Below are 12,088 nucleotides of genomic sequence, written 5' to 3'. Positions count from 1 at the left end.
AGAGATTATATTAGCTAAATTGATTAGCCTTTATAATCTCTTTTTCTTTAGTCCTCAAATATGTTTATTGCATGAAGCTCTTCTCCTGAAACTTTTCTTGTTTTGTAGTAAAGCATTGCTTCAAGAGTATCTAGGGATGTAAATACCTCTATAGAGAACTCTGCCCCTAGTCTTCTGATTTTAAAACCGTCTCTTGAGCTATCATTTCCCTTAGTAGCAGTATTTACTATAAAATCCACTTCTCTATTTTTTATGATATCTAGGATTTTATTATCCCCTGATGAAAGTTTCTCTACAACCTCTGAATCTATTCCCCAGCTTTTTAGAGCCTTGGCTGTATTTTCAGTTGATATAAAGCTGTATCCAAGGTTTTTAAGAGATAAAGCCATCTCTTTAAAACCTTCCTTGTCTTTATCATTTAGGGTTATAAATATCTTTCCAGTGTCAAATCCTGGATCCTTATATGCTCCTATAAATCCTTTATAAAGGGCTTCTTCAAGGGTGTAACCTACTCCAAGAACCTCTCCTGTTGATTTCATTTCAGGCCCCAAGCTAGTCTCAACCTGTGGAAGCTTTTGAGTTGAAAATACAGGTACCTTTACAGCTATCTTGTCAGCAGTTTTATATACGCCACCTTCATATCCCATCTCTTTTAGAGTTTGTCCCATAGTGATTTTTGTGGCCACATCTACTATAGGAACTGAGCTAACCTTGCTGATGTATGGCACTGTTCTGCTGGCTCTTGGGTTTACCTCTATTACATAAAGCTCATTTTCGTATTCCACAAACTGTATGTTTATCATTCCCTTTACATTTAGGGCAAGTCCAAGTTTTTCTGTGCAGGTGTATATTTTTTCTTTAATCTCTTCACTTACATTTTGAGAAGGATATACTGTAATACTATCTCCAGAGTGAACTCCAGCTCTTTCAAGATGCTCCATAATACCTGGTATAAGAACCGTCTGGGAATCGCAAAGTGCATCAACCTCAAGCTCTTTTCCAAGGAGATATTTATCTATAAGTACAGTGTTTTCACTATCTTCTTCAAATGCATTTTCAAGGTATTTCTTTAGGGATAGTTCTTCGTATGCAATCTCCATACCTTGACCTCCTAGAACATATGATGGTCTTACAAGTACAGGATATCCAAGCTCTTTGGCAGCAGTTATACCATCATCAACCTTTTTCACTGCCTTACCTTCAGGTCTTTTAATATTTAGCTTTTCCAAAAGCTCTTCAAATCTGTCTCTGTCTTCTGCTATATCTATACTATCAAATGATGTTCCAAGTATTTTTATGCCTTTTTCCTGAAGATATTTCCCAAGCTTGAGAGCTGTTTGCCCTCCAAACTGTAGTATCACACCAAGGGGCTTTTCCTTTTCAACTATGTTCATTACGTCTTCTTCTGCAAGAGGTTCAAAGTAAAGCTTATCTGATATGTCAAAATCCGTACTTACAGTTTCTGGGTTGTTGTTTATCATTATTGTTTCATAACCCATTTTTTTAAGTGAGAGTACGCTATGGACGCATGAGTAGTCAAATTCGATTCCCTGGCCTATTCTTATTGGTCCCGAGCCAAGCACAATTACCTTTTCTTTATCTGACTCTATGACTTCATCATATTCGTCGTATGTAGAGTAATAATATGGAGATAAGGCTTCAAACTCACCACTACAGGTGTCTACCATCTTATATACTGGCATGATTTTCATGGATATTCTTTTTTCTCTTAACTGATCTTCAGTAATACCCATAAGACTAGCTATCCCTCTATCTGCAAAACCTTTTTTCTTGAGCTTTAAAAGAGTCTCTTTATCAAGGTCATCAAGGGTCATCGTCTTTAGCTTTTCCTCTGAATCAATAATTCCCTTTAGTTTATTTAGGAAAAATCTATCTACTCCAGTAATTTGAGCTATCTTATCTATTAGATAGCCTCTTCTTAGCATCTCGCAAATATCAAATAGTCTTTCATCATCTGGCACAAGTACTCTTTCCTTGAGCTCTTCAAGGGATTTTAGTGATGCACTTTCATGAACCAGGTTATATTTTTTTATTTCAAGGGATCTTATTCCTTTAAGAAGGGCTGATTCGAAGTTTGAGCCAATGGACATCACTTCTCCAGTTGCCATCATCTTGGTTCCAAGAGCTTTTTTCCCGTATTTAAACTTGTCAAATGGCCACTTTGGTATCTTTACAACCACGTAGTCAAGGGCAGGCTCAAAGCATGCATAGGTCTTCTTTGTGACAGAATTCTCTATTTCATCCAATGTGTAACCAAGGGCAATCTTTGCAGCAACTTTTGCTATAGGATAACCAGTTGCCTTAGATGCAAGGGCTGATGATCTGCTAACCCTTGGATTTATCTCTATTACTGCATATTCAAAGCTATCTGGATGAAGGGCAAACTGTACGTTACATCCTCCCTCAACTCCAACAGCTTCAAGTATGTTAAGTGCCGATGTTCTAAGCATCTGATATTCCTTGTCTGAAAGGGTCTGACTCGGGGCTACTACTATACTGTCTCCTGTATGAATTCCAACTGGGTCAAAGTTTTCCATGTTGCATACAGATATTTTATTGCCGCTAGAGTCCCTCATTACCTCGTACTCTATTTCCTTCCAGCCTTTTATACTCTTCTCAAGTAGTACCTGGCTCACTGGGCTAAGCTTTAGTCCAACAGAAAGTATTTCCTTTAATTCGTCCTGATTTTCTGCTATTCCTCCACCGCTTCCACCCATAGTATAAGCCGGTCTTACAACTATTGGATATCCCATGATTTCTGCAAGAGCTATACCTTCATCCATTGTATTTATAATATCACTTTGGATTACAGGCTCATTTATTTCATTCATCATTTTTCTAAAAAGATCTCTATCTTCACCTTTTTTTATGGATTCAATTGATGTACCAATAACTCTTACGTTGTATTTTTCAAGTATTCCTTTATCCGAAAGCTGTACAGCTAGATTTAGCCCTGTCTGTCCTCCCATTCCAGCTAGGAGAGAATCTGGTCTTTCTTTCGCTATTATCTTCTCTATAAATTCAGGAGTAAGGGGCTCTATATAGACCTTGTCAGCCATTTCCCTATCTGTCATTATGGTGGCAGGGTTACTATTGGCAAGTACAACTTCAATACCCTCTTCCTTAAGGGCTTTGCAGGCCTGGGTTCCTGAGTAGTCAAATTCTGCTGCCTGTCCTATTACTATTGGGCCTGAACCTATTATAAGCACTTTTTTTATAGATTTATCTAACGGCATATTTTCCTCCTACGCTATAAGTTCTATGAATTTGTCGAATATATATGTGTTTTCCTTTGGTCCTGGGCAGGCCTCAGGGTGAAACTGTACGCTGTATATTGGAAGGTTTTTATGTCTCATTCCCTCTACCGTATTATCATTGAGGTTTACGTGGGTTATAGCCATATCCTTAGGTACTATATCAACGTGGTATCCATGATTTTGAGATGTAATGTATATTTTATTTTCTTCCATGTCTTTTACTGGATGGTTTCCACCTCTATGTCCATACTTTAGTTTTTCAGTACTTCCATCAAAGGTAAGGGCCAGAAGCTGGTGACCTAGGCATATTCCCCCTATAGGAATTTTTCCTACAAGGCCTTTTATATTGGTTATAACACTAGATAAGTCTTTTGGGTCTCCAGGGCCGTTTGATAAGAATAGTAAATCAAGTCCTAACTTTTCAACTTCCTTAGCGGTAATATCGTATGGTAGCTTAGTAACTTTATGACCTCTTGCTGCAAATTCTCTTACTATATTCTCTTTTACTCCAAAATCCCATATCCCTATGTGGTGTCCATTTCCATTTGAAACTGTTATTATTTCATTGACACTCACCTTTTTTATGGCATCTTTGTTACAAAATCCTTTTAATTTCTCTTTTATCTCATTTTCTGCTACTTCGCTTAGGGCTATATAGCCCTTCATACTCCCATTTTCTCTAATTATTTTAGTAAGTGCTCTAGTGTCAATTCCCTCAATTCCAATTACCTTTTGGTTTTTCAGATATGTGTCTATGTCAAGTTCACATCTAAAATTGTTTGGAATTTCACATCTTTCTTTAACCACAAGAGCCTTAAGGTGACATTTTTTAGACTCATAGTCATCAAAGTTTATCCCGTAATTTCCTATAAGAGGATATGTCATTACCACGATTTCTCCGTAATATGATGGGTCTGTAAGAATTTCTCCATATCCTGTCATAGCAGTATTGAAAACTACTTCACCTACAGTATCTTCAAGGTGTCCGAACCCTTTTCCCTCAAAGATTAGTCCATTTTCTAAGATTAGTTTAGCCTTCATTTTATCCACCTTCCATTGATTTATTCCGCAAAAAAAGCTTCATCTCCAAAAAGAGACGAAGCTTATATGTCCGTGGTACCACTCTAATTGACAGTATAAGTTTCTATACTATCCTCTCATAACCATAACGGCGGTGACCGTGCCTTTATACTATATTTCCAAAGGCATCCTCAGGGGCCCTGTTCAATCAAGTTAGACTACCGATCTTCCACTCTGTATCGGCTCGCTGGAGACATACCTCAATTTACTTTTCCCATCTCAGGATTTTCTGATTATTTTTTAAGGGTAATTATAATGATTTTCCGAGGGATAAGTCAAGGGGTTTTTTTAAAAAAATATTTTTGGCTAAGTAATCATAGTCATCAAGCTATTGATAATTCGTGATTTTTCCACGTGAAAAAAATATTTTTTTGAATTTCCTAATTTTTAGTTTTAGAGAATATTATCTGTATTTAGTTTTTTTATTTAAGTTCTTTATTTAAGCTCTTTATTTAAATTTTCTTTAATCATATTTTTCTTAATCATATTTTCTTTTTCGGCTTTTTTAAATTTTTTAATCTGAATTTCTCTTTTCATGGCTAGACTCTTTGTGCTTAGTTCTTCAGAATAAACCATTTCCACTGGAAGCCTTGCTCTTGTGTACTTAGATGCAACTCCCATATTATGTTTTTTGATTCTCTCTTTTAAATCAACTGTATAACCAGTATAGAGAGTACTGTCTATGCACCTTAAAATATATACATAGTATTTTTTTATGGAATCACTAGAATCTTTTTTTGCAAAATCCTCTAATTTTCCATTACTATTATCATTTAACTTTTCACTCACCTTTGGAAATTTCCCTTCTCATATCTATATGCTTTATTCCATCCTCAAGATACATGGGAGATATCTTTACAAAGCCAAATTCTTCATAAAAATTTTCAAGATGCTCCTGTGCTCCTATAGTAACTATATCCTCCTTCATGACATTATCAATATATTTAAGTCCTTCTTCAAGAAGAAGGTTCCCAAGTTTTTTCCCTCTATGATTTCCCTTTACAATAACCCTTCCAAGTGATGCGCTCTCATAGCTCATTCCCTTTGGAAGTATTCTCATATATGCGATGATCTCACTATTTTCTTCAAAATAAAGTTGGATAGAGCCTATGTCCTTTCCGTCTATCTCAGGATATGCGCACTCTTGCTCTACTACAAATACATCTACCCTAAGCCTTAATATCTCATATAATTCTCTTGTGCTTAGCTCTTCAAATTTTTTTATAATAGTTTTCATTTCATTCCTCCAATCCTTATGTATTTAAAAGTATATCACAGCAAATTATTATTTTTTTGAATAATCGACCTAAAACCACAGGGAAAAATTAAAAATTAAAAAAAGTTTTTTTAATTTTTTTCCTTGGATGGGAAAATGTTTTTTTAAAGATATATAAGGTAAATTTTAATGAAATTATAGGACATTTTAAAAATCATTAGTTATAAAATTTTATTTTTATTGTTGACAAGGGGTATGCTATGCCTCTATAATCATAAAAAATTGCAAATTCAGTCCTAAGAAGGGAACAGTAAGTCAAGGTATGTCTCCAGCGAGCCGATACAGAGTGGAAGATCGGTAGTCTAACTTGATTGAAGAGGGCCCCTGAGGATGCCTTTGGAAGAGTAGTATAAAGGCACGGTAACAACCGTTAAAAGTTTCGAGTGGTTGACGTTTGTGCACGAACGTCTTCAATTAGAGTGGTACCACGGATATATATCCGTCTCTTGTTTTCAGGAGACGGATTTTTTTATTGTAAAAAAGCGAGGTTATCTATATGAATATAAAAAAACTAAGGCAACTCTAAATAAAAACTTTATTTATACTTATAATTTTGAAAATTTAAAAATAAGATTTAAAAAAATAGATAAATTTCAATTAGGAGGAAATTAAAATGAAAAAAGATAAAATCGTACTTGCATATTCTGGTGGACTTGATACATCAATAATAATTCCATGGCTTAAGGAAAACTACGATGCAGAGATAATAGCGACTTGTATAGATGTTGGGCAAGATGAAGATATGGAAAAAGTAAAATCTAAAGCTATAGCATCTGGGGCAACAAAGGTTTATGTAGAATATTCTACTGATGAGTTTGTAAAGGACTATGTATACAAGGCTATAAAAGCAAATGCTTTATATGAAGGCAAATATCTTCTTGGAACATCCCTTGCTAGACCTTTAATGGCGAAGAAGCTTGTAGAGATAGCACACAAGGAAGGTGCTGCCTACATATGCCACGGATGTACCGGAAAAGGAAACGATCAGGTAAGATTTGAAGTTGGTATAGCAGCCTTTGACCCTTCAATAAAAGTAATTGCTCCTTGGAGAATCTGGGATATAAAATCCCGTGAAGATGCAATAGATTATGCACAGGAAAAAGGTATTAAAGTCCCTTGTACAAAAGAAAAAATATATTCAAGAGATCAAAACCTACTTCATATAAGTCATGAGGGTGGAGATCTTGAAGATACAAATAACGAGCATAAAGATGACATACTTTATATGATGACCAAAACCCTTGAAAAGGCAAGCAATACATCTGAGTATGTAGAAATCGAGTTTCAAAAAGGTGAAGCAGTATCAGTAAATGGAGAAAAAATGAAGCCTCACGAAATACTCACATCTCTTAACGCTATAGGCTCTAATCATGGAATCGGAGTCCTAGATATGATAGAAAATCGTCTTGTGGGGATGAAGTCAAGAGGAGTATATGAAACTCCAGGTGGAAGCATATTAATAGAAGCTCACAAACTTCTTGAAACTCTAACTCTAGACAGAAATACAGTTCATACAAAATCTATGATGTCTATAGAGTACTCAAAACTAGTTTATGATGGACTTTGGTTTAGCCCTTTAAAAGAAGCTCTTGATGCGTTCTTTGACAAGACTCAAGAATTCGTAAGTGGAGTTGTAAAGGTAAAGCTTTATAAAGGAAATATAATGCCATCTTCTATAGATAGCCCTTATGCACTTTATGATCAAGGAATATCTTCATTTGGAGAAAGTGACCTATATAACCAAAAGGATGCTGAAGGATTTATAAATCTCTTCTCCCTTCCTACTAAAATACAGACTATGATGAAGAAAAAAAATGAAATTAATTCACTTGAGAATCAGGTATCTGCAAACAACTGGGTTGTAAGAATATCAGAAAATATACAGTACTAAACAGGAGGAATATATGAAACTTTGGGGTGGACGTTTTGAAAAACAAGAAGATAAGTTTATGGACAAGTTCAACAGCTCTTTTTCTATAGATTCAAGACTTTATAAGCAGGATATAATGGGCTCTATAGCCCATGTAACCATGCTCTGCAAGTGCCATATAATAACAGAAGATGAAAAAAATCTAATGATAAATGCACTTAAAGAGGTTGAAACTGAGATTGAAGAAAATAAACTTGTTCTTGATGGAGATTTTGAAGATATCCATACCTTTGTGGAATATAAAGTAACGGAAAAAATAGGAGCTACTGGAAAAAAAATTCATACAGCTAGAAGTAGAAATGACCAAGTAGCAACAGATATGAAGCTTTATGTAAAGCTTTCGGCAAATAATGTCATAAGCGCTTTAAAAGCTCTACTTGATGTGATTGAAGAAAAAGCCAGTACTTCAAACTTCCCTATGCCAGCCTATACTCATCTTCAAAGAGCTCAGATAGTTACATTTAAGTACTATCTTATGGCTTATTATGAAATGCTTCAAAGGGATATCAAAAGAATTGAAAGTGCAATTTCTATAATGGACTCTTCTCCCCTTGGAAGCTGCGCACTAGCTGGAACTACCTATGATATAGATAGAGATCTTACAAGCAGTCTTTTAGGTTTTAAGGAAGTACAAAAAAATACATTAGATAGCGTAAGTGATAGAGATTATATAATCGAAATGATAAGCCACTTTAGCCTTCTGATGATGCATCTTAGCAGACTCAGCGAGGAGCTTATAATCTACTCCAGTAAAGAATTTTCATTTGTGGAGCTCGATGATGCATACAGCACAGGGAGCAGCATTATGCCTCAAAAGAAAAACCCTGACTCCCTTGAGCTAGTCAGAGGGAAAACTGGAAGACTCTACGGAAATCTTATGGGAATACTCACAGTCATGAAAGCCCTTCCCCTAAGCTACAACAAGGATATGCAGGAGGATAAGACTTACTATTTTGAAAGCCTTGATACTGTGATTGACTGCATCACAATTGTAAGTGGAGTAATAAAAACAATGCACATAAAAAAAGAGGTTCTTTCAGAAGCTATAAAAGGAGGATTCTTAAACGCTACAGAATATGCCGATTATCTGGTTAAGAAGGGGGCTGCATTTAGAGATGCCCATGAGATAGTTGGAAAAACTGTAAAATACTGTGAAGAAAAAAAATGCGAAATAGATGACCTTGATTTAAATGAGCTGAAAAAATTTACTCAGCTTGTTGATGAGGATATTTATAACTACATCAAATCATCTTCTTTTATGAAAATGGGAACTAAAAAGGATATGCTTTAAGTATATGCTCATGGCTTGGCAGGGTTCAAACTGCCACCCATGACTTTTTTTGAAGAAAAAACAGGATTTTGAGGTGAAATATGATAAATGCAGGTATTTTAGGCTCGACTGGATATGCAGGAGCAGAGCTTGTAAGACTCCTTTCTTCCCACAAGGATGTAAACATAAAATTTTTAGACTCAAGAACATATGATAAAGAGGAGTATACTAATCCTTATCCTCACTTGAAAAACAAATTAGATAAAGTTTGTAAATCTATAAATATATTTGAGTCAGAGCTTTTGGATGAAGTGGACATAGTCTTTTGTGCTCTTCCCCACGGATTAAGTCAGGATGCAGTAAAGGTTTGCATCTCAAAAGGAAAAAAAATCATAGATCTTTCTGCAGATTTTAGAATAAAAGACCCTTCTCTTTATGAAAAGTGGTATAAGACTACCCATAATGCAAAGGAAGAGCTAAAGAGTGCAGTATATGGGCTTACAGAGATATATAGAGAAAAGATAAAATCATCTACAGTGATTGCAAATCCTGGATGCTACCCAACAAGTATACTCCTTGCCCTTTATCCCCTGCTTAAGGAAAATATAATATCTTCAAAGGGAATAATTGCAGACTCAAAATCTGGAGTATCTGGAGCTGGAAGAAATATTATGGATTCAAATCTATTTTCCCAGTGTAATGAAAACATAAGGGGCTATAGTATAGGAGAGCATAGACATATACCAGAGATAGAGCAGGAGATTGCAGCCTTTGCAGAAGAAGAGGCCTCTATTCAGTTCACTCCTCACCTAGTACCTCTAAATAGAGGTATTTTAAGCACTATCTATGCTGACAATAAAAAGGGAGTAACTCAATACGACCTTGAAGATATCTATGGAAACTACTATAAGGATGAATATTTTATAAGATTATTCTCAAGGGGAGAGCTTCCTCAAACCAAAGGTGTGAGTGGATCCAACTTTTGTGACATCGGTCTTAAGGTTGATGAAAGAACAGGAAAAATAATAATAGTATCGGCTATAGATAATCTAATCAAAGGAGCTGCTGGTCAAGCTGTTCAAAATATGAATTTGCTTTTTAATCTTAAGGAAAATTCAGGACTTGAGCAGATGCCTCTGTGGCCTTAAGTGGAGGTAAAGGATGAAAAACTTTAAAGTATTTGATGGTAATATCTCATCTCCAATAGGTTTTTTAGCTAGTGGAGTACACTGCGGAATTAAAGAAAAAAATAAAGATCTTTCTATAATATATAGCGAATGCCCTGCTGTATGCTCAGCAGTATTTACTAAAAACAAGGTTATCGCAGCACCTCTTGTCGTTTCAAAAAAACATATTGAAGACAAGTATGCCCAAGTAATTGTGGTAAATAGCGGAAATGCCAACGCCTGTACCGGTGAACAAGGCATGAAGGATGCAGAGCTTATGGTAGAGCTTACATCTAAAAAGCTTCTTATTTCAAAGGAAAATGTAATAGTATCATCAACTGGAATCATAGGAGTTCCAATGCCTATGGACAAAGTAAAAGTCGGAATAGAGGACGGTGTTAAGGCCCTTTCTAAAAAAGGAGGCCTAGATGCTGCTCAGGCTATACTCACAACAGATAAAAACATGAAAAATATTGGCGTTGCGCTTGAGATTGATGGTAAAAAAATAACTATTGGAGCAATGGCAAAGGGTTCAAGAATGATACATCCTAATATGGCTACCATGCTTTCTTTTCTAACTACAGATGCAAAGGTAGAGCCGACTTTTTTTCAAAATCTACTCCAAGAAGTGACAGGGCTTACTTACAATATGATTTCAGTTGATGGGGATACAAGTACTAACGATATGGTTGTATGTATGGCAAATGGTCTTGCATCAAATAAGGAAATCGAGTATGACCATCCCCAAAAGGATAAATTTATAGAAGCCTTCAAATTTGTACATGAATATCTTGCAAAATCCATAGTACAAGACGGTGAGGGCTCCAGTAAATTTATAGAGGTACAGGTAATTAAAAGCCCAACAGAAGAAGATGCTAAGCTAGCCGTAAAATCCATTCTCAATTCAAACCTTGTAAAGACCTCTTTATTTGGAGAGCAGAGCAACTGGGGCAGAATCCTTTGCAGCATAGGCTATTGCAGTGCTGATATAGATATAAACAGTATTGATATCTCTATAGGGGCAAATAATGCCATTGTAAAGATGTTTTCCAAGGGAAAAGCCCTAGATTACTCTAAAACAGAAGCTTCAGAGATACTTAAAAATAAGGATTTGAAAATAATTGTTAACCTCAATTCTGGAGATAAAGAAGCTGTAGGCTGGGGCTGCGACCTTTCATATGATTATGTAAAGATAAACTCAGCTCCAATAGCATAGGAGGCATATTATGATTTTGTCGGCTAAGGATAAGGCTCACGTCCTTCTTGAAAGCCTGTCCTATATAAAAAAATTTCATAATCAAACAGTTGTCATAAAATATGGCGGAAATGCAATGATTAATGAAGAGCTAAAAAACTGCGTTATAAGAGATATATCCCTTTTAAAATATGTTGGGCTAAACCCTGTGACTGTTCATGGAGGAGGCCCTGAAATCACAAAGATGATGAATCACTTTGGCAAAAAAGCTCAGTTTGTAAATGGACTTAGAGTCACAGATGAGGAAACCATGAAAATGACAGAGCTAGTACTTCTTGGAAGCATTGCTCCTCAGATAGTCTCTCTTTTTAATATGAATGATGTAAAAGCTCTTGGTCTTAGCGGTAAGGACGGAAAAATAATAGAGGCTAGTCAAAGAGATAAAAACCTTGGATTTGTAGGAAAAATAGAAAAAATAAACACAGACCTTATCACATCTGTAATAGAAAAGGGATATGTTCCTATAATATCTCCAATTGGAATAGGAAAAAATGGAGAAAGTTATAATATCAACTCAGATGAAGTTGCTGGAGCTATAGCTACATCCCTTAAAGCAAAAAAATTAATCCTAATAACAGATGTGGAGGGTGTTATGGAGGATTACAAAAATCCATCAACCCTTATATCCCATATAAACAAGGCAGAAGCTCAAAAATATATACAAAACGGAGTAATAACAGGTGGTATGATTCCTAAGATAAACTGCTGCACAAGTGCTGTTGCAGGTGGAGTCGAAAGATGCCACATCATCGATGGCAGAGAGTACCACTCTATACTTCTTGAAATATTCACAAATGATGGTATTGGAACTATGATTACCGCATAGGGAGGAA

General features: G+C 35.7%; 9 protein-coding genes and 2 other annotated features. Of the genes, 5 read left to right on the top strand and 4 right to left on the bottom strand.

Translation table 11 applies throughout. The features are described from left to right. Positions 1-47: 47 nt before the first annotated feature. The 4 genes from carB to J2Z35_RS05570 form a co-directional block, all read right to left on the bottom strand. Positions 48-3,257, bottom strand: coding sequence for a carbamoyl-phosphate synthase large subunit (gene carB, locus J2Z35_RS05585; protein ID WP_209660338.1), 3,210 nt, complete (start codon positions 3,255-3,257; stop codon positions 48-50). Positions 3,258-3,266: 9 nt separating this feature from the next. Then, positions 3,267-4,319 (bottom strand): glutamine-hydrolyzing carbamoyl-phosphate synthase small subunit, encoded by a 1,053-nt coding sequence (gene carA / locus J2Z35_RS05580; protein ID WP_209660336.1) that lies wholly within the window; start codon positions 4,317-4,319, stop codon positions 3,267-3,269. A 48-nt stretch (positions 4,320-4,367) separates the two neighbouring features. Next, positions 4,368-4,588 (bottom strand) — a binding site (T-box leader). A 205-nt stretch (positions 4,589-4,793) separates the two neighbouring features. Beyond that, the gene (locus tag J2Z35_RS05575; protein ID WP_330623397.1) at positions 4,794-5,147 is read right to left on the bottom strand and encodes a GIY-YIG nuclease family protein; all 354 of its coding nucleotides are present in this window, start codon (positions 5,145-5,147) and stop codon (positions 4,794-4,796) included. Beyond that, on the bottom strand, positions 5,140-5,595 hold the full coding sequence (locus J2Z35_RS05570; protein WP_209660334.1) for a GNAT family N-acetyltransferase: 456 nt from the start codon (positions 5,593-5,595) through the stop codon (positions 5,140-5,142). Before J2Z35_RS05570 ends, J2Z35_RS05575 begins: the two co-directional genes overlap by 8 nt. Before the next feature lie 268 nt (positions 5,596-5,863). Next, positions 5,864-6,084, top strand: a binding site (T-box leader). A 163-nt stretch (positions 6,085-6,247) separates the two neighbouring features. On the opposite strand from J2Z35_RS05570, the gene J2Z35_RS05565 reads away from it, so the two are divergent. The 5 genes from J2Z35_RS05565 (at position 6,248) to argB (ending at position 12,081) form a co-directional block, all read left to right on the top strand. Continuing rightward, the gene (locus tag J2Z35_RS05565) at positions 6,248-7,525 is read left to right on the top strand and encodes an argininosuccinate synthase (RefSeq protein WP_209660332.1); all 1,278 of its coding nucleotides are present in this window, start codon (positions 6,248-6,250) and stop codon (positions 7,523-7,525) included. 13 nt (positions 7,526-7,538) lie between these two features. Next, the gene (gene argH, locus J2Z35_RS05560) at positions 7,539-8,855 is read left to right on the top strand and encodes an argininosuccinate lyase (protein WP_209660330.1); all 1,317 of its coding nucleotides are present in this window, start codon (positions 7,539-7,541) and stop codon (positions 8,853-8,855) included. A gap of 80 nt (positions 8,856-8,935) precedes the next feature. Then, complete coding sequence (argC, locus tag J2Z35_RS05555) at positions 8,936-9,982, top strand: N-acetyl-gamma-glutamyl-phosphate reductase (RefSeq protein ID WP_209660328.1); 1,047 nt, start codon at positions 8,936-8,938, stop codon at positions 9,980-9,982. Between the two features lie 13 nt (positions 9,983-9,995). Further along, entirely contained in the window at positions 9,996-11,216 is a 1,221-nt protein-coding gene (gene argJ / locus J2Z35_RS05550) for a bifunctional ornithine acetyltransferase/N-acetylglutamate synthase (protein ID WP_209660326.1), read from the top strand. A gap of 10 nt (positions 11,217-11,226) precedes the next feature. Further along, on the top strand, positions 11,227-12,081 hold the full coding sequence (argB, locus tag J2Z35_RS05545) for an acetylglutamate kinase (RefSeq protein WP_209660325.1): 855 nt from the start codon (positions 11,227-11,229) through the stop codon (positions 12,079-12,081). Positions 12,082-12,088: the final 7 nt, after the last annotated feature.

Source organism: Acetoanaerobium pronyense, from assembly GCF_017874355.1.
GTDB classification, from domain to species: domain Bacteria; phylum Bacillota; class Clostridia; order Peptostreptococcales; family Filifactoraceae; genus Acetoanaerobium; species Acetoanaerobium pronyense.
This window is presented reverse-complemented; position numbering and strand designations above follow the sequence as displayed.

Coding starts and splice junctions, on each gene's coding strand:
- J2Z35_RS05565 (WP_209660332.1), top strand. CDS start 6,248: ATGAAAAAAGATAAAATCGTACTTGCATATTCTGGTGGACTTGATACA.
- argB (WP_209660325.1), top strand. CDS start 11,227: ATGATTTTGTCGGCTAAGGATAAGGCTCACGTCCTTCTTGAAAGCCTG.
- argJ (WP_209660326.1), top strand. CDS start 9,996: ATGAAAAACTTTAAAGTATTTGATGGTAATATCTCATCTCCAATAGGT.
- argC (WP_209660328.1), top strand. CDS start 8,936: ATGATAAATGCAGGTATTTTAGGCTCGACTGGATATGCAGGAGCAGAG.
- carA (WP_209660336.1), bottom strand. CDS start 4,319: ATGAAGGCTAAACTAATCTTAGAAAATGGACTAATCTTTGAGGGAAAA.
- J2Z35_RS05570 (WP_209660334.1), bottom strand. CDS start 5,595: ATGAAAACTATTATAAAAAAATTTGAAGAGCTAAGCACAAGAGAATTA.
- carB (WP_209660338.1), bottom strand. CDS start 3,257: ATGCCGTTAGATAAATCTATAAAAAAAGTGCTTATAATAGGTTCAGGC.
- argH (WP_209660330.1), top strand. CDS start 7,539: ATGAAACTTTGGGGTGGACGTTTTGAAAAACAAGAAGATAAGTTTATG.